Here is a 24,572-nt window from a genome sequence, read left to right as displayed (position 1 = left end):
GTTCTGTTCCGTTCTGTCGGTCTATAGGAAGCGGAATTGCGCTTCGATCAGACCGTTGTATACCCCATCACGGGATGTCAACTCATGATGGTTTCCTTCTTCTTTAATCTCTCCGTGATCGAGAACGACTATTTTATCCGCATGGCGGATGGTAGAAAGTCTGTGCGCTACGATAAAGGAGGTTCGGCCTTGAAGCAGGATTTTGAGTGCCTCCTGGATCTTCAGCTCTGTCTCCGTATCAATGCTGGCAGTTGCCTCATCCAGGATTAGAATACGCGGATTTGCCAAGAGCGCCCGGGCGAAGGAGAGAAGCTGACGTTGTCCCATCGACAACGCGCTGCCGCGCTCTTCCACCTCTGTCTCATACCCACCGGGCAGCTTCATGATGAAGTCGTGGGCATCCACGGCTTTTGCAGCATTTTCCACTTCTTCATCTGTAGCCTCCAGACGGCCAAAACGGATATTATCCCGAATCGTTCCCGAGAAAATAAAGGTATCTTGCAGCACGATTCCGATCTGCCTTCGCAGGCTGTCTAACGTAACCCCGCGGATATCTTCACCGTCTATCGTGATTCGGCCGCTTTTGATATCATAAAACCGGCCAATCAGGTTAATGATCGTACTTTTACCAGAACCTGTATGACCTACGAGCGCGATCGACTGTCCTGCTTTTACATCCAGATCAATACCTTTTAATGCAGCCCGGCCTTTTTCATATTCAAAAATGACCTTCTCAAAGTTAATATCCCCACGAATCGTTCCCATTGGCTTAGCACCAGGATTATCTTGAACCGCAGGTTGCTCATCCAAATATTCAAAGATCCGTTCCGAGGAAGCCATTGCCACAAGCAGCTGATTGTACATCTGCCCAAGGCGATTAATCGGGTCCCAGAAGTTGCTGACATAAGAACTGAATGCTACCAGCATACCTACTGTGAGTTCTCCAGATTGGATCAGATAAGCCCCCAGCCAAAAGAGGATCATTGTCCCAAAACCACCTGTGACCTCAATAATCGGACCGAACGCCTGGTTCATCGCAGAGGCTTTGTTCCAGGATTTTTTGCTGTCGGTATTCATAACATCGAAATAATTCATATTTTCTTGTTCTTGGGTGTAGGCTTGTGTGACTCTGATTCCCTGAATCGATTCATTTAAATGAGAATTAATTCTGGAGTTCTTCATCCGCACATCCTGCCAAGCGATCCGAATCTTTTGGCGCAGCTTAGTTGAAACAAAGAACATAATCGGAACCGTAACCATTACTGCAAGACCTAGCTTCCAGTTGATCACTAGCAGAATAATGGTAATCCCCATAAGCTGCACGCAGTCGATCATCAGATTGACAACCCCGTTTGTGAACAAATCCTGCAAAGAGTTGATATCATTGGTTACCCGCACTAATACCGAACCTGCCGGACGTTTATCAAAGAAGTTAAAGGAGAGCTTCTGAATATGCTTGAACAAATCTGAGCGCAAATCATAAATCACTCTTTGGCCTATGATGTTCGTGTATTTAATCCGGTATACTCCCGCAATCCATTGAATCAGATATAAGACGATTACCCCTGCTGTAAGCGAATATAGCAGAGATAAGCTGGGATTCCCCACCTTTGGTGCAATCGCACGGTCAATAGCTAAACTTGTTAGGAACGGGACGGTCAACTTCGTGATAGTTCCCAGAATCATCATGATGGACACCAATGGAAGCATCTGCTTTGCATAAGGCTTCATGTACCCGAACAGTCTGGTAAATTGCTTCCAGTCAAAAGCCTTATCGATGACATCATCATCTTTATATACAAAACGTTCATCCAGCTCTTGCTGCTCGGCTGCTTTATTTTTTGCTCCCGTAGCGGTCATTGGTTTGGCTTCAAGTTTCATATGCCTCACTCCTCCCCTCTTCCGGTCGCTCTGGCCAGATAATCAGCATACTGTATCCGGTATACATCCTGATAAGGACCCGGCACTTCAATTAGCTCTTTATGGGTACCACGCTGCTGTACATGACCTTCGTTCATGACGATAATCTGATCCGCATGGCGCAAGGAGGAGATCCGATGGGCAATAATAAGTGTAGTGCGCCCCTTCATGACCTCTTGGAATCCGGCTTGAATCTCGTGCTCCGTCTCCATATCGACAGCGCTGGTCGCATCATCGAGGATAAGAATCCGCGGATTCTTAAGCAGGGCTCTAGCGATGGCAATCCGTTGCTTTTGTCCACCGGAAAGACCCATTCCGCGCTCACCCACCACAGTGTCATAACCATCTTCCATCTCCATGATGAAATCATGGGCTTTGGCAAGTTGTGCAGCTCGGATAATTTCTTCCATGCTTACATTTTTCAACCCATAGGAGATGTTGTTGCGAATTGAGGAGGAGAACAGGAAGGTCTCCTGAAAGACCGTCGCGATCTGTGAACGCAAGCTGCGAACATTGTATTCTCTGATGTCCATCCCATCCAGTGTGATGCTGCCTTCATTAACGTCATAAGCACGCATCATCAGCTGTGTAATGGTCGATTTACCAGAGCCCGTTCCTCCAAGGAACCCTATAACCGCACCAGATTTAGCCTCAAAATCAATGTCTGTAACCGCAGGCATTTTGTTTCCATAAGCAAATGTGACGTGATTAAACGCTACATCTCCCTTAACCTCAGAAGGTACCAGTTCACGGGCGTTCTCTTTATCCTTCACATCAATATTCTGATTAAGTACTTCCAATACACGTTCTCCCGATGCTTTGGACTGTGTATAGTTATTAATATGGAATCCAAGACCCCAAATCGGTCCAATGATGTACCAAATTAAGCTGAAAAAAGCAACCAGTTCGCCCAGTGACATTTTCCCCTTAATAACTAACGTTCCGCCTACTCCAAGCAGAATAGCTGCACTGATCGATGCTAAAAACTCCATCGCTGGAAAAAACTTACTCCAGAGCTCAGCAGCAAAAATCTGGTTATTCTTATAACGTTCGTTACGGTGCGAGAATTTCTCTACTTCATGAGCCTCTCTCGCAAACGATTTGACGGTGCGCACACCCGTGATATTCTCCTGTACAGCCGTAGTCAGAGAACTGAGCGCAAGGCGCATCTCTTGAAAGGCCGGGTGAATCTTAGACTCAAATTTTAGCGCAATAAACGCCAGGATTGGCATCGTAATCAAAGTTACTAGAGTAAGCTGCCAATTGAGTGAGAACATCATAATCGAACCAAAAATGACCATAAAAAAGACATTAAGCAACTGAGCAAAACCGAAACCGATAAAGTTACGAATCGCTTCCAAATCTCCGGTTAGTCGGGACATCAAATCCCCAGTTTTCGCGGTATCATAATAACGGAAAGATAGGAATTGCAGCTTCTCATAACAAGCATTACGCAGCCGGTATGCAAGAAAGTTACCTAGCCGTCCTCCAAAAAAACCATGTGCAAACTGCAGGCATGCTTTTACTATTACTACAGCTAACACGCTCAATGCGAGCACTGGCACCTCTGTAAACTTAAGTGGCACAATAACATCATCGATCAGCTTTCTTAACAAATTGGGGGTAATCAGCCCCACTGCAGTTGCAGCGGCCAAACATATAATCGAAAGAATCAGAAAATGCAGCTTCTCTCGATAATAACCGCGCAGTTGCCTGAGAACATCCATATCTCTCCTCCTTAAGGCTTACCTAGTAAGCGTTTTTTTGTATAAAGCAAATGTTACATCGTAAGCTAGCTTTTTTTAGCGCTTACAATTTAGTGACTTTATGCAGTGTATCATCCATAATTTAATGCGGCAAAGGGGAGAATTGCGCGTTTTTGCGGTTATTTCGGAAAAAAGCAGCATCTACATGATATAAAGGACCCTCGTTATCTTAAAATGCTCGTGTTTCCTCCTTAATCCTGATGAATAAAGAATCTACATGAATATTGTAATCATCGTGTAATATTAGGAGGACCTTTATTCGGTTTTTTGCATAATTATTGGAATTTATTTCGGGTTTCGAAGAGTTCACTTTTTCGCCGTCTTAAATTTGCCTCAGATGTAAAACTTTTACCACAATTTACCGTAATATAGTAATACAACACTTTTTACTTATATTATGGAGGGGAACTATATTGAAAAAGCAGCTTATTTTATATTGTATTATCGCCATTATCCTTCTCTCAGGGTGTAGCAATACAAATAACAATAACCCTACGGACGCAAACACAGCGATCAACGAATCTAAAAACTTGTTTAATTTCGGGGAAATTTCCTCAAAAGCAGATACAGCAGCACCCTCACCTGAAAAAACGCTAAGAGAAATAAGCAATTTTGTTATTGCCGACATTTGGAATGTAGGGTTTGTAGATGTTATCTCATACACTAGAAGTGGTACAAGCAGTACAGGAGCGAGCATGGACATAGACTTTACGGTCGAACAGCTTGGCAAAGCCATGGAAGAGAAAAAAGAATACGATACATATATGAACAAGTTAGATACTAAGTATGATTCTATTAAGAAAATATGGGCCAAGCTTTCACCAGAAATTGATCTTTTATATAAGCAGATCCAGGAGACACCTCCAAAAGCAAACGATGACAGCTTAACACTTGATGCAGGTAAATTTAATCAATATTCAGAGGCTTTTAATAAAGAAGTGAATGATCTGGCAAAACAGTAGCCTTTACTATATAAAAAACCCCGCCAATGATTTGGTGCCATTCTATTCTTTCTCTCATAAAATATAAAATCAACAATGAGAGGTTAGGTGAATAGGATGAGTATACAGTTTCTTGATATGCGGATTTCACAGGGCAGCACTATGGATGCACAAAGTCTTAATTTGGTTCGTTCAGGTGCAGTTTTCGGTGACATTGGACTTCAGACAGTAAATGTTACCCCTGCCAATGCAGGCTTAGTGAGAGTCACATTGAATGCTTTTGCCAGACTTAGTGTTGATGTCAGCATTATAGTTCAGAATGATGTTACTTTTAGTATTTACCGCAATAATGTATTAATTTTCAGTACAACCTACCCCGGAACCATTAATAATACAACGACCCAATATGAAATGGTTGGAATCACCGCTGTCGACTATCCGCCTTCGACCGATGTGCTTACTGGCCAGATCCAATACACCATTGTAGCATCAGCGATTAGAACGGCATCTCTGGGAGCCAGATCCTTCAGTGGAATTGCCGTTGCCGGAAATGGATAATTGAAAATATTAAAGGTAAGTCCCCGGAGCATTCGGGGATTTTTTCAATTGTGCCCATAAAAAAGCATCCGCAGAAAAATATCTACGGATGCTTTGAAGAAATATAAGCGTTAGGAGGACGGGCCTCCATTCATAAGCGCTCTTATTAACCGATTGAACCTTCCATCTCGAACTTGATCAGACGGTTCATTTCGACCGCATATTCCATCGGCAGTTCTTTTGTGAACGGCTCGATGAAGCCCATGATGATCATTTGAGTCGCTTCAGCTTCTGTGAGGCCACGGCTCATCAGGTAGAACAGTTGCTCCTCAGAAACTTTAGACACGGTTGCTTCATGTTCAAGAACGATGTTATCGTTCATGATTTCATTGTAAGGAATAGTATCCGAAGTGGACTCATTATCCAAAATCAGCGTATCACATTTAATGTTCGATTTCGCACCTTCTGCTTGACGGCCGAAGGAAGCTAGACCACGGTAAGTTACTTTACCGCCATGTTTACTGATGGATTTCGATACAATGGTGGATGTTGTATCTGGAGCCAAATGGATCATCTTGGCACCCGCATCCTGATGCTGGTCTTTACCTGCTACCGCGATGGATAGTACTGAACCTTTAGCACCACGTCCTTTAAGAACAACCGCAGGATATTTCATGGTCAGCTTGGAACCGATGTTACCATCGACCCATTCCATGGTAGCATTCTCTTCTGCAACCGCACGTTTGGTAACGAGGTTGTAGATGTTTGGAGCCCAGTTCTGGATTGTGGTATAACGAACGCGGGCGTTCTTCATACACAAGATTTCAACAACCGCACTGTGCAGAGAGTTCGTGCTATAGATTGGAGCAGTACATCCTTCTACGTAGTGCACGAAGCTGTCTTCATCAGCAAGGATCAAAGTACGTTCGAATTGTCCCATGTTCTCGGAGTTAATACGGAAGTAAGCCTGCAAAGGAACTTCACATTTCACACCTTTAGGAACATAGATGAAGCTGCCGCCTGACCAAACTGCACTGTTAAGTGCGGCAAACTTATTATCGGTTGGAGGGATGATCGTCCCGAAATATTTTTTCAGAAGCTCTGGGTGCTCACGCAATGCAGTGTCGGTATCTGTAAAAATAACCCCTTGATCTTCAAGGCTCTTCTGCATGCTGTGATAGACTACCTCAGATTCATATTGTGCCGATACGCCGGCGAGGAACTTCTGTTCCGCTTCCGGAATCCCCAGCTTGTCAAAGGTTTCTTTGATTTCGGAAGGAACTTCTTCCCAAGTCTTCCCTTGCTTCTCTGAAGGTCTTACATAATATTGAATATCCTCGAAGTCCAAATCATCCATATTGCCGCCCCATGTAGGCATTGGCATTTTACGGAACTGCTCCAAAGATTTCAAGCGGAAGTCAAGCATCCACTGTGGTTCATTTTTGATCGCTGAAATTTCTTTAACAATTTCGGCCGTCAAACCTTTACCAGACTGGAATATCGACTTATGCTCATCACGGAACCCGTACTGGTATTCTTCCATATCAGGCGCTTTCTTAGCCATGGTGTCAGCCTCCTTGTTCTACTGTTATTTATGTTGCTCTTCTTCGTCAATTCCTTTACGAAGTGCGTTCCAAGCCAGTGTTGCGCATTTGATCCGCGCAGGGAATTTATTCACACCCGAAAGGGCTTCAATGTCTTCGTAATCTCCAAAATCCACGTCTTCACCCTTCATCAGTAAGGAGAAGTTATCGGCCAGTTCAAGCGCACGTTCAACCGTTTGTCCTTTGATCGCCTCAGTCATCATCGAAGCCGACGACATACTGATCGAACAGCCTTCACCATTATAACGGGCATCCTTTACGATTCCATCCTCTACCTTAAGCTGAAGAGTAATACGGTCACCACAGGTTGGGTTATTCAGTTCAATTTTTAGAGCATCATCTTCAAATGAACCGCGATTTCGAGGACTTTTATAATGATCCATAATTACGCGTCTGTATAAGTCATCCAAGTTCATAGCTGAAGTACTCCTTTGTCTTGATTAAAGCGTCCACCAGTCGATCTACATCCTGCTCAGTATTATACAGATAAAAGCTTGCACGTGCTGTAGAGCTGGCTTCCAGCCAGCGCATCAGCGGCTGACAGCAGTGATGACCAGCGCGGATGGCAATACCTTCCGCATCTAGCACTGTAGCGACATCATGCGGGTGAACGTCACCCAGATTAAAGGTGACAACGCCGACTTCACGATTCCGAGGACCATAAATGTTCAGACCCTCGATCTCTGACAGACGTTGCTCTGCATACGCTGCAAGAGCTTTCTCATGGCGGTGTATCTCATCCAATCCGATTTCTTGTAAGAAATCAATGGCTGCACCTAAACCAACAGCACCAGCTATGATCGGCGTACCGCCTTCAAACTTCCAAGGCAGTTCTTTCCATGTGGATTCATAAAGACCCACATCATCAATCATCTCGCCACCGAATTCGACGGGCTCCATGGCTTCGAGAAGTGCTCTCTTGCCATACAAAGCGCCAATTCCGGTTGGTGCAAGCATTTTATGACCAGATAGTGCATAGAAATCACAATCCAGATCCTGCACATCGACCTTCATATGTGGTGTGCTTTGTGCACCATCTACGACAATTACTGCACCATGACGATGAGCAATAGCCGCAAGCTCTTTAATAGGATGAGTTACTCCCATAACGTTGGATACATAAGCGATAGCAACGATCTTGGTTTTATCCGTAATCGTCTGCTCGGCAGCTTCCAACGTAACCGTTCCATCAGGTTGCAACGGTATATATTTTAATGTAGCACCTGTCTTCTTAGCGAGCTGCTGCCATGGAATCAGATTACTATGATGCTCCATTAATGTGATGACGATTTCGTCGCCTTCACCCACAGCAGAGGGTCCGTAAGAAGAGGCCACAATATTTAATGCTGTAGTCGTTCCGCGTGTAAAGATAATTTCTTTAGTGCTGCGGGCGTTAATAAAATTAGCTAGCTTCTCCCGGGCTCCCTCGTAGGCATCGGTTGCTCGGCTGCCTAAAGTATGGACGCCACGGTGTACGTTGGCGTTATCCCACTCATAATACGACTTGACCGCCTCAATCACTTTCCGAGGCTTCTGTGAAGTAGCAGCACTGTCCAGATAGACTAGTGGATGTCCGTTCACATTTTGGTTCAGTATGGGAAATTGCTCCCGGATGGCGTTGCTAATCATTGCACTAACTTCCTTTCCACAAGAGATTGGAGCTGATTGCGCAGTCCCTCCAGTGGAATTTGTGACACAACAGGAGCCAAGAAGCCGTAGATGATCAGAGTCTCTGCATCATGCCGTGTAATTCCGCGGGACATTAGGTAAAAGACTTGCTCGTGATTGACCTGTCCTACGGAAGCGGCATGGCCGGCTGTAACATCATCTTCATCAATAAGCAGGATCGGATTGGCGTCACCACGGGCTTTTGGACTCAGCATCAATACTTTTTCCGTTTGCTGGCCATCCGCTCTAGTAGCACCTTTCTCAATCTTGGTGATTCCGTTGATGATAGAAGTAGCAGAATCACGCATAACTGCACGAGTGATCATATCACTTGGTGTGCTTTTGCCAAAATGCTGAGCTTGAGTGGTGTAATTCAGTTTCTGTGATCCCGTACCTACTGCAATTACTTTAGCGTCGGAGCTAGAACCGTTGCCTTTAAGCACAGACTTGGTATCACTCGCAGTATCTCCGTAGTTCATCTCACCAACGATCCATTCGATGACTCCGTCATTCTCAACAACAGCCCGGCGATAAGTTACATCTGTAGTATCTACACCAAGCTGATGCACTGTAGCATACCGAACTTTAGCGCCAGCGCCCACGAATACCTCTACCGCACCATTGTGTAGTCCAGCTTCTTCTTTATCCGATACGTAGTTGTCTACATAGGTTACGGAACTGTTAGTATCAGCTACGACCAGAATGTGTGGAACAAAAGTAGCTTCCGCATCATCCGTTAACAGCACTGCTTGAAGCGGAGTTTCAATAACAACATTCTTAGGAACATAGAGGAATACTCCACCATTCCACAATGCAGCATGAAGCGCTGCGATAGAATGCTCGTCTGGCTGAATGGCTTTATGCAGGTAACGTTGAACCAAATCTCCGTGTTCTTTAACAGCTGTCTGTAGATCTGTAAAAATAACACCCTGTTCTGCAAGCTCAGGAGCGATACGTGTATATACTGCACCAGAGTTGCGTTGAATAATCAGGCTGCCTTCCTCCTGATCCTTGATCAAGGAAGAAATAGATGCAGGTGCATCACTTAGCGAAGCAAAAGGTTCACTTGCTTTATAGCTACCATAATTATTGACATTCCAACGATCAATCCGTGTCTTCTCTAATTTAGGCAGTGTCAGAGTAGCTGCCAATTCTAGTGCCTTCAAGCGGCTTTCTTTCAGCCAACCCGGTTCGCCGCTGCTGTGCGATAATTCGCTCAAGCGTTCGGCATCCACCGGAAGAATGGTCTGTGTCGTCATAGTGGTCTCCTCCTTCCTGGCGTTTCTTACGCTTCTTGCCCTACAGTTTCATCTTCAATTCCAAGTTCTTCTTTAATCCATTCATAACCCTCTGCTTCCAGACGCTGTGCAAGCTCTGGACCACCGGATTTCACGATTCTACCTTGCATCATAACGTGAACATAATCAGGTTTGATGTAGTTCAAAAGACGTTGATAGTGGGTAATAACTAAGAAGCCGCGTTCTTCGCTCCGCATGGAGTTTACGCCTTCAGCTACAATTTTCAAAGCATCAATATCAAGACCGGAGTCAATTTCGTCCAAGATCACGATTTTTGGATCCAGCATCATCATTTGTAGAATTTCATTACGTTTCTTCTCACCACCGGAGAAGCCTTCGTTCAAGTAACGGTGTAAAAACTCAGGGTTCATATCTAGTTCTTTCATCTTTGCTTCCATTTGGCGAATAAAACGAATCAACGAGATTTCGCTTCCCTCTTCACGACGGGAATTAATGGCAGAACGCAAGAAGTCGGAGTTAGTTACTCCAGAGATTTCGCTTGGATATTGCATTGCAAGGAAAAGACCTGCACGTGCGCGTTCATCAACAGCCATCTCCAGAAGATCTTCACCATCAAGAGTTGCAGTTCCATCAGTTACTTCGTATTTAGGATGACCCATTAGCGCCGAAGCCAAAGTACTTTTACCTGTACCGTTTGGTCCCATGATGGCGTGAATTTCGCCACCTTTCATTTGAAGGTTAATCCCCTTCAAAATTTCTTTTCCCTCAATCGTCGCTTTAAGACCCTCAATGACAAATTCTGCTGCCATAATATTATTCCCTCCATTGATCGATTTGCGAAATCAAAAGTTGTATTGAAACAGGATAATCCTGATTCCCAGCACAATTAGATTTTCTATCACATTATAATTATTATAAATTGAATCACAATGATTATCAATGATTCTCACTAATTTTATATCAAACCTTGTTTTTTTACAAATTTCTCTTTAGCTAATCACTTGTGACTCAGAGAAGATTTTCATTAAGTATAAGACTAACGCAAAAATAAGACTTCCCGCAGGAAGCCTTATTCAAACTGCTTAATGATTAGCTAAGAAATGAACGTAGCATCCATTGGTGTTTCTCCAGATCACTACGGATTTTAATGAACATATCTGAGGTTGGCTGATCCTTGGTTTCTTCGGCAAGCTCGATGCCTTCTGTCAGCTCTTCAGAGATGGTGGCGAAGTCTTCAATCAGAGACTGAACCATTCCCCGTGTATCTTCCTTACCTGTAGCTTCTTGAATTGTAGCTAATTCCAAATATTCTTTCAATGTTGCTGCCGGACTGCCTTTGATGGTTAGCAAGCGTTCTGCTACTTCATCCATGTGAAGGGTTACCTCATTATATAATTCCTCAAATTTCACATGAAGGGAGAAAAACTGTTCTCCTTTGACATACCAATGAAAGTTATGAATTTTTACGTACAAGACATTTAAGTTAGCAACCTGACGATTCATGATCTGTTCCAGTGAAGTTGTATTTACTTTATTCGATGCTTTAGCCATGAGATGATCCCTACCTTATCCATTATATTTACCGGTTACTATTTCCTTCGTCCGGTAGTAACTTGTCTATTCTTAATTTACCCTTTTACCTGTAATACGAAACAAGGAGAAGCCTTCCATAACACCTTTATTTGTTCTAGCATTAGCATAGACACACCCGATTATGCTTAAATGTGAATACTTGCACACAAACAAAAAGGGCCTAAGCCCCGTTTGTTTGGAATTGTTAAATTTTCCGGTCAGACCATAAGAAGTAACGCTTCCGCACCCGTCATACCTGGTACGATGCCAAGACTCTCTGCTTCTATCGTTACAGACTCCAACGGGGCAGCTAAAAGCTGGGCAAGCGTCCGTACACCCACCGCACGAGCTGCGATGATATGCCGGTCACTAAGTGTTTCATTGAGGAGACCGACATCCAGTGCACCGCACATAATATAACCTCGGTTCGTGCTGATGGAGAGCAGTGTAGTTTTGGGAAGCTTAACCTCTACCCCGATCAGCGTATGTTCACCTACTGTAATAGGCTCCATAGTAACCAATAGCAGCACCTCCTTTTTTTCACTATCCACGTTGTATATGTATGCTAATTTTCCTGTGGGTGTGCTGACGGTAGTCCTATGCCTAGTATAAAATGCAGTATAATAGTCCCTATTCCAGTAGTCCTGGGTATATGAATATTGCATGTTTAATGTTATAGTTAATTACATTCCTGTAACCATTCAGAGATGTTCTAAACGAAAAGCTGGGGGATTTATGGACGAGAAACTACAACGCACAGACGGCAATTATTTATTTAACGTCGACATCCTGATTAATGCCCGTACCAACCCGCTTGCACTGCAATTTCTGCTCGAAATGTTGAACAATAATGACCATATCACAGATTTCAACATTAACTCCGGTCTTGAATTAGGGAGAACCATTGACAGCTTGCTACGCTCCGCTAAACTAGCTTTGAATCAAAACTCTGCTCCTCCCATTTCATTAAAGCTGCCTCCAAAATCTACGAAGAAGCAGCTGGATACACCGATAAAAAAACAGGCAGAAACGCCTGCACAGCAAACGGCCATTGAGACGCCAGCTGATGCATACGGGAAGATTCGTCAGTATATTCAGAATAATCAATTGGTACGTTTACGAGCGAACCGGTACGGGAAACAAGTGTCCATGCCCTGTCGTATTTTAAACTTTGATGAAGCAGCCAACTCTATAAGTGTCTACCATGTGGATGAGAAGCAGGTGTACAGCTTTAATCTAAATGAAATCGACGAGTTTCTGTAAGCGCATGCGTTACAAGCAAATAAGCACCCTCCCTCTTTGGGAATAGGTGCTTATTGGTCTTTCTTTTCCTAACAACTAAGACGACGTTTTACGTGAAAATCCTTCTATCGCAAGGCATAACCAGCCAATTATAAAGCATACCCCACCGATAGGTGTAATCGCTCCTAGCACCTTAATTCCGGAGATACTCAGAACATACAAACTGCCAGAGAACAAAATGGTACCTGCAATTAACAATCGACCCGCCCAACGTAATCGGGCACTTTCGCCCCATTGGCCCACAGCCAGTGCGATGAGAATTACCCCCAGCGCATGTACCAAGTGATACTGCACGCCAGTCTCATATACCTTCATATAGTCTTCACTGATAACTGGTTTTAGTAGATGGGCACCGAAAGCACCAATTCCTACTGCCAGCATTGCTAGCACAGCCCCCCAGGCCATAAATTTCCGTTGCAAATGATTACACCCCCTTAATTTTAGACTCATTCTATCATAACGTAATGCCAGCTCCTATTTCCAGCAGTCATTTTTTAATTTGCCTCATTCAGGGGTTGCTTTTTTAGCATCAATATGAAAAAGTGGATATTAACAACATTTTCATTCTAATCTCTCAAGGAGTGCAAACCATGGACTTAAATTCTCTGTCAAAATCAGACGTACCTGCGGCAGAGGTAGGAAATCCCAGCCCTCATCCGGATTACCCAAGCGCTGATTTATCGTCTACGCATCAAAAAGTAGAACATGATCTTCAACATTCTGGACCTGGTATTGCTTCATTCATTATCTGTCTCGTGTCGATCATCGGCTACGCAGCCATCTTTATCTCTATTATAATGAAGTCTTCTTCATTGGTTAATGAGAATTCCGAACTATTAAGCCAGTCCTCGCAATTCATAATGCTTCTAGGATTAACGGTTATTATTCTGGCTGCTCTTAATGTAATCGGTGTAGTCATCGGCATCATTGGGCTTTCCATTCGGAAACGCCGCAAGGTGTTTGGCATTATTGGCACGATAGTCAATGGTGTTATTATCTTACTCTTTATGCTGCTTATTACAACCTTTCTAGTCAATGCAGGAACGCTTTAAGCTTCTTTTAAACATGCTAACTTCATTAAAAAGGGTATCCCAACAACTTTGAGCTGTTGTGGGGATACCCTCATTTTATGTATGAAGCTAAAATCTGCATCGGGGAGTCCTCATCGTCATCCGCGGCTTGCGGACTCAGATGACGTTATTTACGGATTTTCGCCCTTTGGAGCAGAGTTTCGGACCCCAGTGACGCTATTGCATCGAAAAAGGTTCATATTGGGCGCTTTTTATGGCAATAGCTGCGATGGGGTCCGATAGTAATTCAAATATCGGAAAAAGCTGCGTATAAGGGCCGCTGGGTCCGATGATACTAATTCCTATGATACTAATTCCGATGATGCTAATTCCGATAATGCTAATTCCGATAATGCTGGATCCTATCCCTCATCCGCGGCTTGCGGACTCAGATGGCGTTATTTACGTTTTTTACGCCTTTGGAGCACAGTTTCGGACCCCAGTGACGCTATTGCATCGAAAAAGGATCCTATTGGGCGCTTTTCATGGCAATAGCTGCTATGGGGTCCGATAGTAATTCAAATATCGGAAAAAGCTGCGTATAAGGGCCGCTGGGTCCGATGATGCTGAGTCCAATATAGGGGCTACCAGTTCCGTTAGTGTGCTACTAGATCCGTTAGTGGGGCTGCTAGATCCGTTAGTGGGGCTACTAGTTCCGTTAGTGGTGCTACTAGATCCGTTAGTGGGGCTACCAGTTCCGTTAGTGGGGCTGCTAGATCCATAATGGTGCTACTAGATCCATAGTGGTGCAGCTAGGTATGCGTACTGTGATCGACCAAACAAAGTTTAGTGTTTTGAGCAAGAACTATGCTTAACAAATACGAGGGCGTCCCAGCAACCACTATATGATTGCTGAGACACCCTCTATTAATTTGCAAATCAATACATTCAATTATTTTGCTAGAGCCAGCTTTGTCAGCACACGCTGCTTGATGGACGGATCGCCCTCCACTGCTTTTTCCACATATTCAATAACTACGGAATCATCCGAATTCAAAGTGTCGAGTATGCTCTCCATTCCAGCTGAAATCTCAAAAGCGGTTGGACCTTCTTTTGTCGCAATCTCAACGGAATGACTATCAATTTGTCCGATATAAACGGCTGTCATTTTTATTGTTTTACCTTCAGCTTTTGGAGTAGAACTAGGTTTAGCTGTGCTCGGATTTTCGGTTGGTGTGGCTGTACTTGGGTTCTCAGTGGGTACGGGAGTGCTTGGAGCTTCTGTAGGCTCAGCAGTGCTTGCGCTCTCGGTTGGTGTTGGAGAAGGTGTTGCAGTCGGTTCTCCTGAAGTCTGTGCCGAATTATTCCCACCGCAAGCGGTTAAGGCAAATGTTAAGGCAGCAATCGCTGCTATGGCGGGTAATGAACGTTGTTTTTTCATGTTGAGTGCCTCCTCTATGTGGCGATTATTTTCAAAGTCATCTTCATAAGTATACTCCTATAACGTTAACCACTCTATGAAAGTTTCATATGAAGTAATTTTAGATAACTTCCAGCTTCTATTAGGCATCCGTCGGATGCAGGCTACAGCGGTATTAATACAATAGTGTGAGCCTGATTTATCCCAAAGGAGTGAGCCCCTTGAGAATCGATATCGGCTGTGGATCTAATAAGGAAGCAGGTTATCTCGGGATCGATCGGATCGCGGGTCCTGATGTAGATATTGTCTGTGACATTTGCCAAGAGATTCCTCTCCCTGACAATAGTGCTGAGTTTGTTATGGCTAGCCGTGTACTGCCTTATGTGGACAATTTATTCGCAGCCCTGTCGGAAATTCACAGAATTAGCATCCATAAAGCAGTTGTTTGCATCCTAGCACCCTATGCCCACAGCTTTGCCCATATGTCCAACCCTGCCTTCAAGCAGAAGTTTGACGAATATACCCCCCGGCATTTTACAGGATCCTTCTTCCAGCCTCCATCCGGTCCAGTTTGCCCAGCTATTCCAGACTACCCTGTACCCGCACCACCCTTCGATTATCGGTTGCTGCGGATGGAGTTATTCTATCAGCATCCTTATGAAGATCCGCTTTACGAAACTGAAGAACTAGAAATACTAAAGACCCTTCAAGCAAATGTAGTGCATGAAATCATGTACCATTTTGTCGTAGTCAAGCACAATATCAACGATCAGGAGTTAGAGCTGATGAGCAGAAGCCATTATCCTGAACCTCATGTTCTTGTCGAACGAAGACTTAAATCACAAAACAGACATTTTTTTCTATAATTTTAAGATGGGACATACACTAATACCCATTTTGTGTCATAGGCTAACATACAGGTATTAACTGTGCCGTCCTAGTTATAGGACGGCACACTTTTGATCAAAACCAACCTCGAAGGAGGTGAGAATCATTCCACTAGTCGTACGGGCAACGATCAATGCGACCGGTGCTATCACATTTACCGGCAACACGCTTGGACTTAGCCGCTCCGATACGATCGGAGTGCCAGGGACACTAGACAGCATCGGTGGCTTTACTACTGTTAATACTTCATCAACATTTGGTACCTATCCTAGCGGAACTACTAGTCTTTATACAAGCAACAGTTCAGCAGCCATACTGGTCCTACCCTCAGGCAGTACCGTACTGTATGCGGAGCTAATCTGGGGCGGTACCTATATTAACGGAAATGTAAACCTTAGTTCGGCCATTAACAACCCTGTCTCCTTCATAACCCCTGCCGGCACTACATTCAGTGTTACTCCTGATTCAGCAACGAGCAACGTAGTCGATTTGGGAGGTGGTGCATCAGCATATGTTCGTTCCGCCAACGTGACCAGCATTATCCAACAAGGCGGTGCCGGCACCTACACCACTGGCGGTGTAGTGGGTACGATTGTTATCCCTAGTGATTCTACAGCCAACCATGCGGGCTGGACGCTGGGTGTAATCTACCAAAATACAGCCTTACCTTTTCGCAATATGTCCCTTCGGGCAGGTGCAATACTTGTACAGGCAAACTCAGCTCCGGTATCCACTACAATAACTGGATTTGCCACACCCATTACTGGTGCGCTTGGCGGCAGAGCGTTATTCAGCGCGCAGGAGGGGGATGCCAACCGTTCGGGGGATCAGGCATTATTTGGTCCAACCTCTGCTACACTTGTTGCTTTATCGGGACCTAATAACTTTGCCAACAACTTTTTTGCATCGCAGATTAACAATGATGCAGGTAACCTAAACACAACGGGTACCTTTGGAAACCGCAACCAAATAAACGGAAATCCAGGAACCAACATTATCGGTGGTCGCCAAGGCTGGGATATTACCAATGTTGACGTCTCCGCACGGCTGATAAACAATCAATCTTCAGCCGTATTACAATTAACCACCTCAGGCGATGCTTATGTACTCAACGGTAATGCCATACAGGTTGATATCAATGCTCCAAAAATAAACCTCACTAAAAGCGCTAATGTAGCCGGCCCCATAGTCGGTGATACGGTAACTTATACGGTGACTGTCAGTAATACAGGAACAGCGGGAGCAGCAAGTGTCGTTTTATCAGATGCGCTGCCGGCAGGATCCACTTTTGTACCTGGAAGCGTAGTTGTTGCTGGTGTCTCCAGACCTACTTTTGATATTACAGCAGGAATCTCACTAGGCTCATTAGCTTTAAGCAGTTCAATAACTGTTACATATCAAGCCAAAGTCACTTCATTACCACCAAGTCCGCAAAATATCGCTAATACCGCTAATGCTGCCTTTACATTTCAAAGTGTAGCCGGAGGCCCTATCATGACCGGGGTCATTCCATCTAATACAGTAACCTTACCTGTATATTCACCCGTCCTTAACATTGTGAAATCAGCCAGTACTACCAATGCTACGGTTGGAGATCAGATCACCTATACCCTTCAAATCACTAACACAGGAAATATCGGCGCGGTAACAACACTTACAGATAATATTCCTTCAGGCAGCTCTTATGTCGCAGGTAGCTTCACCGTCAATGGAAATCCTATCGCCGGTAACCCTGCCACAGGGATTGCTATCGGTACGGTTGCCGCCGGTGGCAGTTCTACTGTTCAATTTCGGGTCATCGTGAATAGCCTACCTTCTCCGCCACAGCTGGTCGACCAAGCAAGCGCCGCTTATACGTTTCAAGTTCCAGATGGGCGAACAGTAGCTGGATCTGCCTCGTCCAACATTTTGTCTATTCCAGTTAGAACACCTAATGTTACCGTAGTCAAAAGCGCTGGATTCGCCGACGTAACTGTCGGAGATATACTACTCTATACCTCTGTAATCAGCAACAACGGAATTGCAGCAGTTACCAACGTGTCACTCTCAGATACCATCCCTGCGGGTACATCGCTGGTCCCCGGAAGTGTCACTGTCGCCGGTGTGTCGCAACCCTCAGCTAATCCTGGAACAGGGATTTCTGTCGGTACCATCGCTCCAGGAAGCTCCGTCGCCGTCACTTTTCAGGTCAACGTTATCTCATTACCCAGTCCCGCTCAGCTATTGAATAAATCTAGTGCCTCTTTTAGCTCGGGTGCTTTTACTGGCATTTCAGTCTCAAACACGACGACAACTCCCGTGTATCAGCCTGTAATCCAAATTGCAAAAAGCTCGAACGTTTCCAGTGCAACTGTAGGCGGCAATATTCTTTATACGTTAAATGTGCAGAATTCTGGAAATATCGGGGCGGCTGTAACCCTGAGCGACAATATTCCTTCAGGAAGCACCTTTGTCTCGGGAAGTGTAACTGTTAACGGTGTTGCTAGACCTGCTGACTCTCCACTTACAGGAATTAACTTAGGTACTTTAGCTTCAGGGGCAGCTGTTCCTGTGACCTTCCTTGTCTCTGTGCAATCTCTGCCTGCTCCACCTGTTCTGAATAACCAAGGCAGCAGCAATTACACCTACCAACTGCCAAGTGGAAGATCATTCTCCGGGACCAGTCTATCCAATACCCTAACCATTCCGGTCTCCGCTCCAAACATTACACTAACCAAAACTGCAAATCTAACTAATATAGCAGTTGGAGAAAATCTGACTTATTCAGTCGTAGTGTCCAACCCAAGCAGCGTCACTGTCACTAACGTTGTTGTCTCTGACCCTATTCCTACGGGGGGAGCATTTGTAGCAGGCAGTGTGACTGTCAACGGTTCGACGGTAGCAGCGGCTAACCCAAGTACAGGTATAGCAATCGGAAGTATCGCCGCGGGCAGCTCTGTCACGGTGTCTTTTAGAGTGAATGTCGCTACCTTGCCAAGTCCAGCACAGTTTACAAACAGAGCCAGCGCCTCCTTCACCTCTGGGGCGTTCACCGGTTCTTCGCTCTCAAACACGATAGTAACACCTGTATTTCAGCCCATCCTTAGTATGGTCAAAAGCGCCAATGCAGCACAGGCATCTGTAGGGGGATCTCTCTCATACTCCATCCTGATCAGCAACACCGGGAATATTGCAGCTACTCTATTAGTAACTGATATCCTGCCACCCCAAGCCGTGTTTGACACGAATAGTGTAATTATTGGAGGAACGCCTTTGCCCGGATATAATCCGGCAACTGGCATTCCAGTTGGACCGCTCGCTCCTGGTGACAGTGTCACCGTAAGTTTTCTGGTCACAATCACAGCCCTGCCTCCATCACAAGTATTGCTGAACTCTGCTTCAGCGACATATAATTTCACCCTTCCAGACGGGCGTCAGCTCGGTGGAAATGTAGTGTCCAATACGCTCTCTGTCCCAGTGTCTGCCCCTAACGTCAGTGTTGTAAAAAGCGTAAACGCTGCTACTGCTGTTACTGGTGATATCCTTACCTTTACCTCTGTATTGACCAACAACAGTATTGCAACAGTAAGCAATATCATTCTCAGCGATCCTCTGCCTGAGAATGTAGCTTTTATTCCCGGAACCGTAATTGTAAGTGGCACTCCCCTGCCGCTAGCAGTTCCGTCCGCCGGCATTCCAATCGGTAGTTTGAGCCCTGGCGCCACAGCTACCGTAACATTCGAGGTGAGGATAACAATGCCGATACCATCACAGATTAACAATCAGACGTCTGTCAGTTTTACATCCGGTGTATTCTCCGGTTCTTCTTCATCTAATATCACAACTACACCAGTTATTCAGCCCCAAATCTCCTTAGTAAAAAGTGCCGCTGATGGAGACGGCGATTTCGATGCTCTAGTCGTCGGTGATTCTGTCATCTACACAGTGATTGTTAGCAACGCAGGTAATTTGGCTGCAAATTTAACACTAACTGATAACATCCCAGCAGGTACTGTCTTCGTTCCTAATAGTGTCATAGTGGGTGGTATGCCTCAACCTGGTTCAGCCCCAGATACAGGGATAGCTGTAGGAAATGTCGCTCCTGGTGCCAGTATTGCTGTCAGCTTCACCGTTGATATCATCTCCTTACCTACACCTCAGCAGATTAGTAATCAGGCTTCCGCAAGCTTTACCTTTACTCCGCCTGACGGTAGACCGTTATCTGGGACTGCTGTGTCTAACACTGTCACATTACAAGTCTCTGCTCCTAACATTGTCGTTACCAAGAGCACCACTTCAACATCAGTTGCTGTTGGTGAAACGGTCACTTACAACGTCAATATAACTAATAATGGTATAGAATCTGTTACTAGCGTCTTGCTGAGTGATCCTACACCGGCAGGGAGTACTTTTGTAACAGGCAGCGTATCGGTCAACGGAGTTCCATTCCCGAACTTGAGTCCTGCTTCGGGGATATCTATCGGCACTCTAGCAGCCGGTGCTTCAGCGCTGGTTACTTACAGTGTTACTGTTACCTCTGTCCCTCCTACAGCTTCACTCATCAATCAGGCATCCGTTACCTTCACTTCAGGCGTTATTTCAAGCTCCACTTTTTCTAATACTGTTACAGTCCCTGTGTTCCAGCCGAACATTGCCGTAGTCAAGAGTGCTAGTACAGCCAATGCCACGGTTGGCGATTCAGTTAGCTACACACTGACAGTGAGTAACACAGGAAACTATGCTGCTAATTTAACACTGACGGATAATATTCCTGCAGGTACCACTTTCGTTCCGAATAGTGTGCTCATCAACGGCCTCCCTTTAGCGCAAGCGGATCCTTCCACCGGAATTGCAGCTGGAATAATACAGCCTGGAGGAACCACCGTAGTCATTTTCACGGTTGACATCACTTCATTGCCTAGTCCTCAGCAACTGGTCAATCAAGGAACCGCAGCATTCAGCTTCACCTTACCCGACGGACGTACACTTAATGGGTCTGCACTCTCTAACACCGTCACTATTCCTGTCTCCTCACCTAATATTGCTGTAGTTAAAACTACAACCACAACATCAACTACGGTCGGTGACACTATCACCTATTCCATAGCTTTAACTAATAACGGTATTGCCACTGTAAATAATGTGGTCTTCACAGACGCACTTCCTGCTGGTACTACATTTGTGACAGGCAGCGTGCTTGTGGACGGTGTGCCTCGTACAGGAGTTAGCCCATCTACTGGAGTAACCTTAGGCAGCATAGCACCTGGTGTAACCGTAACTGTTGCTTTTACCGTAAATGTAGTTTCACTGCCGGCTACCGGATTGTTAAACAATCAGTCAACGGTCAGTTTCACCTCAGGTGTTGTCTCGAATGTAGCTTTCTCAAATATCGTCTCCACACCTGTCTATCTGCCTATCCTTGCAGCAGTAAAAAGCTCCAATTCAGTCAATGCTACCGTTGGGGATACGATTACTTATACTATCAATGTGACCAACACAGGTAACTACGGTGCTTTAGCAACCCTGAGTGATACCATTCCTGCGGGTACAACGTTTATTCCAAACAGTGTACTCATTCAAGGCGCTCCTGCTCCAGGAGCAGACCCGGCTGCTGGCATACCACTGGGTGTAATCTCCGCGAACGGAAGCCTGTCTGTGATCTTCTCAGTTCTTATCACAACATTGCCGGCAAGCCAACAGCTGCTCAATCAAGCTTCGGTCGCGTTTGCATATACGCTTCCGGATGGACGGACATTTAACAGTTCGATCAATTCCAATACGACAACAATATCAGTATCCTCACCGAACGTTGTCATCACTAAATCTTCGACAGCTACCGATGCCGTTGTTGGCGATACCATCACTTATAATCTCACTGTTACCAACAGCGGAATAGCAAATATCAGTAACGTTAACCTCAGTGATCCAATACCTGCGGGCTCTACCTTTGTCGCTGGCAGTGTGACCGTAGATGGCACTCCACGCCCTAGCGCCAATCCAGCGAGCGGCATCTCGCTCGGCACGCTTGCGCCAGGCGCATCTTTCCAAGTCTCATTCAACACAATTGTCAATGTGCTCCCTAATCCTGCAACGCTTAGTAATCAGGCTTCTGTCAGTTTCACCTCTGGCGCATTTTCAGGCTCCTCATTCTCAAATACACTAGTAATTCCGGTATATCAACCTATTATTGTAGTTGTCAAAGGGGCGGACAGAACCGCCGCAACTGTCGGAGATACGATTACTTACTCCTTGAATGTGACGAATACTGGTAACCTCATCGCAAATGTAGTTATCACCGATACCATCCCTAACGGAGCTGTCTTTGTTCCAAACAGCGTGCTCGTGAATGGGGTACCACAACCAGGATCAGATCCGTCTACAGGCTTAAGTATTGGGTCGGTAGCTCCGGGAAGTACAGTAACAGTAACGATTACCTTACAGGTTACTATTGCGTCCCTGCCTTCACCGCAGCAGTTGGTCAATCAAGCTACAGCAAATTTCACATTCACACCGCCAGATGGACGTTCACTCACGGGCTCCTCTGTCTCAAACGTCCTCATTATCCCTGTATCTTCTCCGGACGTAAGTGTTGTTAAGAGCACTACTTCTATTGATGCGGTTGTTGGCGATATCATTACCTATACGATAGTTGTCACCAACTTAGGGATTTCACCAGTCAATAACGTCATCATGGTTGACCCTATTCCAGCTGGCAGCCAGTTCGTAACGGGAAGCATTACCGTAGATGGAGCCCCTCGTCCTAGTGGCAGTCCGGCTTCGGGAATCGCAATTGGTACAATTGCTGCAGGTGCTTCTTCAACCATTACCTTCCAGGTTCAGGTAGTAGCGTTATGATTCCCGGCTCACGTACCCAACCTGTCGTAACCAATCAATCCATGGTACTCTTCAATTCGGCAGCGGGTGTTGATGGAATTGTCTATTCCAATACCGTTAACACCCCGGTCGTGGGCCCCGTGCTTTCATTGCTGAAGAGTACAGATAAACTCCACGCCTCTTTAGGCGACACTTTGGTGTATACCATTAAAGCCAGTAATAATGGAAATACAGATGCTTTTTTGACGGTGTTTGACATTCTTCCAGAAGGTGTATCCTTTATTTCCAACAGTGTACTCAGAGACGGTGTGCCTCTTCCGGGGGCTACACCGTCTTCAGGCATCCCCCTTGGTTCTATTGCACCGCAGAGTCAAGTGAGCATCGCCTTTCAAGTCGTCATCATTTCGCTGCCGTCTTCCCTAGTGCTGCAAAATAAAGCGCTAGGCCGTTTTTCTTTTTCCACTCCGGAGGGAAGAACCGTTAAGGGTGAGCTTGCGTCTAACTCTGTACTGGTTTCTTTACGCTCCTACCAGCTCTCGACCTCTTTGTCTGCAAGTACTCCGACTTCTTTTATTGGGGATGTAGTAACTTACACCTTGCGACTTACAAATGAAGGCAACAGCCTCTTAACTCAAATCAGTGCAACAATTTCTATTCCGGACGGGACAGTGTTTATTCCAGGCAGTGTCATTGCAGGTGGGATTTATTACCCAGAAGCAGACCCGGCGAAAGGAATATTACTCGGTTCGCTGGACACAGACCTAAGCGTTGATATTACTTTTCGTGTCCGGGTAACAGAGTTTTCTCCCTCGTTAGCCTTGACCAATAGTGCAATTGTCACCTATTCAGTTGATGAGCATACAATTACGACCGAAAGTAACACTGCGGTTGTCTCACTTGTCCAAGCGGGGGTCACCATTAGTAAAAAAGTGGATCATGTTACAGCAGCTCCGGGCGACAATTTGAGATATGAGCTTACGGTAACCAACAACGGGAATCTGGCTGTAAATGCAGTCCTAACAGATGCTATACCTTCAGGTGCTCTTTTCGTATGGGATAGTGTTCTCTTAAATGGAGTGTTTCAAAAAGGTGCACGACCAGCGGAAGGCATCCAGTTAGGTTCTTTAAGAGGCGGAACTACAGCAGTTGTAGTTTTTCAAGTGAGTATACCTGCAGCCATTAACATACATGAAATCGCAGCCGTACAAAACCATGCTAGCGTTCAGTATACCTTTGTGCTTCCAGACGGACGGACCGTACGACAAACCTCTCGTTCCAATACAGTTACCACCCTAGTAGTCACACCTGTCATTTCACTGGTAGTCCATGCAAAACCAACTATTGTAGAAGCAGGTGAGCGAGTCCAATGCTGGATCTCACTAACCAATAACGGAAATTGGCCTGCGGAAATATCTCTGAATCGTCTAACCCCGGAAAAATGTTTTCTTGATCCCAACAGCATTGTAATTGATGGAGTTCCGAATCCACAATCTTCATTTACCGGCACCTTGCCGCTGGGAATAGTTAATGCTGCATCTATGGTTAACATTCATTATTTTATCCAGGTGAGTGAACAGGTAATGGGTCGTTTCCTTAAGGGCTCCGTGAATGCTCAATACTCTTTCAATATGGATGGACGTGACTACTCTGGCGAAAGTCAATCTAACAGTTATGTGCTGACCGTAGATGAGATCAGTGAATAAGAAATCACATATCCCTCATCCCCATGAATATACTTTAGTTACAACCCCAAAACATCCCCACAAGGTGAGGCTTTGCTCTCTATGCGTACTCAGGTACTTTGCGGGGGATCCAAATATATACTTTGCAAAAGATTCCTTCAATCAACATTCATATTCCATGGGAGGTGGT

18 protein-coding genes are annotated in these 24,572 nt (G+C 45.2%); 7 read left to right on the top strand and 11 right to left on the bottom strand.

Annotated elements, in window-relative coordinates; translation table 11 throughout:
- Positions 1–21: 21 nt before the first annotated feature.
- On the bottom strand, positions 22–1,860 hold the full coding sequence (locus NYE72_RS08650) for an ABC transporter ATP-binding protein (RefSeq protein WP_036684176.1): 1,839 nt from the start codon (positions 1,858–1,860) through the stop codon (positions 22–24).
- A 26-nt stretch (positions 1,861–1,886) separates the two neighbouring features.
- Positions 1,887–3,647, bottom strand: coding sequence for an ABC transporter ATP-binding protein (locus tag NYE72_RS08645; protein ID WP_036684103.1), 1,761 nt, complete (start codon positions 3,645–3,647; stop codon positions 1,887–1,889).
- Positions 3,648–4,099: 452 nt separating this feature from the next.
- Here NYE72_RS08645 and NYE72_RS08640 point away from each other — a divergent pair, with 452 nt between their 5' ends.
- Complete coding sequence (locus tag NYE72_RS08640) at positions 4,100–4,648, top strand: hypothetical protein (RefSeq protein WP_249267783.1); 549 nt, start codon at positions 4,100–4,102, stop codon at positions 4,646–4,648.
- 96 nt (positions 4,649–4,744) lie between these two features.
- The gene (locus tag NYE72_RS08635) at positions 4,745–5,185 is read left to right on the top strand and encodes a hypothetical protein (protein ID WP_076274899.1); all 441 of its coding nucleotides are present in this window, start codon (positions 4,745–4,747) and stop codon (positions 5,183–5,185) included.
- Between the two features lie 145 nt (positions 5,186–5,330).
- Here the strand turns inward: NYE72_RS08635 and sufB are convergent, their stop codons facing one another.
- The 7 genes from sufB to NYE72_RS08600 all read right to left on the bottom strand — a co-directional run bounded on the left by sufB (position 5,331) and on the right by NYE72_RS08600 (position 11,788).
- Positions 5,331–6,728 (bottom strand): Fe-S cluster assembly protein SufB, encoded by a 1,398-nt coding sequence (sufB, locus tag NYE72_RS08630; RefSeq protein WP_036684335.1) that lies wholly within the window; start codon positions 6,726–6,728, stop codon positions 5,331–5,333.
- 24 nt (positions 6,729–6,752) lie between these two features.
- Positions 6,753–7,184, bottom strand: a complete 432-nt coding sequence (gene sufU / locus NYE72_RS08625) for a Fe-S cluster assembly sulfur transfer protein SufU (RefSeq protein WP_036684339.1) — start codon at positions 7,182–7,184, stop codon at positions 6,753–6,755.
- Positions 7,171–8,397, bottom strand: a complete 1,227-nt coding sequence (locus tag NYE72_RS08620; protein WP_339211713.1) for a cysteine desulfurase — start codon at positions 8,395–8,397, stop codon at positions 7,171–7,173. The genes sufU and NYE72_RS08620 overlap by 14 nt, the downstream gene beginning before the upstream one ends.
- Positions 8,394–9,695, bottom strand: coding sequence for a Fe-S cluster assembly protein SufD (sufD, locus tag NYE72_RS08615; RefSeq protein ID WP_036684344.1), 1,302 nt, complete (start codon positions 9,693–9,695; stop codon positions 8,394–8,396). Before sufD ends, NYE72_RS08620 begins: the two co-directional genes overlap by 4 nt.
- Before the next feature lie 26 nt (positions 9,696–9,721).
- Positions 9,722–10,504 carry a Fe-S cluster assembly ATPase SufC gene (gene sufC / locus NYE72_RS08610; RefSeq protein ID WP_036684347.1) on the bottom strand — a complete coding sequence of 261 codons (783 nt, stop codon included), beginning with the start codon at positions 10,502–10,504 and terminating at the stop codon, positions 9,722–9,724.
- Between the two features lie 280 nt (positions 10,505–10,784).
- Entirely contained in the window at positions 10,785–11,246 is a 462-nt protein-coding gene (locus NYE72_RS08605) for a Dps family protein (protein ID WP_036684350.1), read from the bottom strand.
- A 239-nt stretch (positions 11,247–11,485) separates the two neighbouring features.
- Entirely contained in the window at positions 11,486–11,788 is a 303-nt protein-coding gene (locus NYE72_RS08600) for a DUF1805 domain-containing protein (RefSeq protein WP_036684352.1), read from the bottom strand.
- Between the two features lie 214 nt (positions 11,789–12,002).
- Between NYE72_RS08600 and NYE72_RS08595 the strand changes: the two genes are divergently transcribed.
- Entirely contained in the window at positions 12,003–12,530 is a 528-nt protein-coding gene (locus NYE72_RS08595; protein WP_036684355.1) for a hypothetical protein, read from the top strand.
- A 75-nt stretch (positions 12,531–12,605) separates the two neighbouring features.
- On the opposite strand, the gene NYE72_RS08590 is transcribed toward NYE72_RS08595, so the two are convergent.
- On the bottom strand, positions 12,606–12,989 hold the full coding sequence (locus NYE72_RS08590; RefSeq protein ID WP_036684358.1) for a DUF423 domain-containing protein: 384 nt from the start codon (positions 12,987–12,989) through the stop codon (positions 12,606–12,608).
- A 170-nt stretch (positions 12,990–13,159) separates the two neighbouring features.
- Here NYE72_RS08590 and NYE72_RS08585 point away from each other — a divergent pair, with 170 nt between their 5' ends.
- A complete protein-coding gene (locus tag NYE72_RS08585) occupies positions 13,160–13,621 on the top strand; it encodes a hypothetical protein (RefSeq protein WP_051491333.1) in 462 nt (153 codons plus the stop codon).
- 910 nt (positions 13,622–14,531) lie between these two features.
- On the opposite strand, the gene NYE72_RS08580 is transcribed toward NYE72_RS08585, so the two are convergent.
- Positions 14,532–15,020, bottom strand: coding sequence for a hypothetical protein (locus NYE72_RS08580; protein WP_076271949.1), 489 nt, complete (start codon positions 15,018–15,020; stop codon positions 14,532–14,534).
- A 200-nt stretch (positions 15,021–15,220) separates the two neighbouring features.
- Between NYE72_RS08580 and NYE72_RS08575 the strand changes: the two genes are divergently transcribed.
- From NYE72_RS08575 to NYE72_RS08565, 3 genes are all read left to right on the top strand, one after another.
- Positions 15,221–15,865, top strand: coding sequence for a methyltransferase domain-containing protein (locus NYE72_RS08575; RefSeq protein ID WP_051491334.1), 645 nt, complete (start codon positions 15,221–15,223; stop codon positions 15,863–15,865).
- 118 nt (positions 15,866–15,983) lie between these two features.
- Positions 15,984–22,721, top strand: a complete 6,738-nt coding sequence (locus tag NYE72_RS08570) for a hypothetical protein (protein ID WP_339211712.1) — start codon at positions 15,984–15,986, stop codon at positions 22,719–22,721.
- A complete protein-coding gene (locus NYE72_RS08565) occupies positions 22,718–24,403 on the top strand; it encodes a hypothetical protein (RefSeq protein ID WP_339211711.1) in 1,686 nt (561 codons plus the stop codon). Before NYE72_RS08570 ends, NYE72_RS08565 begins: the two co-directional genes overlap by 4 nt.
- Positions 24,404–24,572: the final 169 nt, after the last annotated feature.

This window comes from Paenibacillus sp. FSL L8-0333 (genome assembly GCF_037965665.1).
GTDB lineage: Bacteria > Bacillota > Bacilli > Paenibacillales > Paenibacillaceae > Paenibacillus_AQ > Paenibacillus_AQ odorifer.
The sequence above is the reverse complement of the archived record's forward strand: the minus strand, read 5'-3'. Positions and strand labels throughout refer to the sequence as shown.

What these genes read in the sequence shown, in the direction of transcription:
- NYE72_RS08650 (WP_036684176.1), bottom strand. Translation starts at nt 1,860, where the DNA reads ATGACCGCTACGGGAGCAAAAAATAAAGCAGCCGAGCAGCAAGAGCTG.
- NYE72_RS08645 (WP_036684103.1), bottom strand. Translation starts at nt 3,647, where the DNA reads ATGGATGTTCTCAGGCAACTGCGCGGTTATTATCGAGAGAAGCTGCAT.
- NYE72_RS08635 (WP_076274899.1), top strand. Translation starts at nt 4,745, where the DNA reads ATGAGTATACAGTTTCTTGATATGCGGATTTCACAGGGCAGCACTATG.
- sufB (WP_036684335.1), bottom strand. Translation starts at nt 6,728, where the DNA reads ATGGCTAAGAAAGCGCCTGATATGGAAGAATACCAGTACGGGTTCCGT.
- sufU (WP_036684339.1), bottom strand. Translation starts at nt 7,184, where the DNA reads ATGAACTTGGATGACTTATACAGACGCGTAATTATGGATCATTATAAA.
- NYE72_RS08620 (WP_339211713.1), bottom strand. Translation starts at nt 8,397, where the DNA reads ATGATTAGCAACGCCATCCGGGAGCAATTTCCCATACTGAACCAAAAT.
- sufD (WP_036684344.1), bottom strand. Translation starts at nt 9,695, where the DNA reads ATGACGACACAGACCATTCTTCCGGTGGATGCCGAACGCTTGAGCGAA.
- sufC (WP_036684347.1), bottom strand. Translation starts at nt 10,504, where the DNA reads ATGGCAGCAGAATTTGTCATTGAGGGTCTTAAAGCGACGATTGAGGGA.
- NYE72_RS08605 (WP_036684350.1), bottom strand. Translation starts at nt 11,246, where the DNA reads ATGGCTAAAGCATCGAATAAAGTAAATACAACTTCACTGGAACAGATC.
- NYE72_RS08595 (WP_036684355.1), top strand. Translation starts at nt 12,003, where the DNA reads ATGGACGAGAAACTACAACGCACAGACGGCAATTATTTATTTAACGTC.
- NYE72_RS08585 (WP_051491333.1), top strand. Translation starts at nt 13,160, where the DNA reads ATGGACTTAAATTCTCTGTCAAAATCAGACGTACCTGCGGCAGAGGTA.
- NYE72_RS08580 (WP_076271949.1), bottom strand. Translation starts at nt 15,020, where the DNA reads ATGAAAAAACAACGTTCATTACCCGCCATAGCAGCGATTGCTGCCTTA.
- NYE72_RS08565 (WP_339211711.1), top strand. Translation starts at nt 22,718, where the DNA reads ATGATTCCCGGCTCACGTACCCAACCTGTCGTAACCAATCAATCCATG.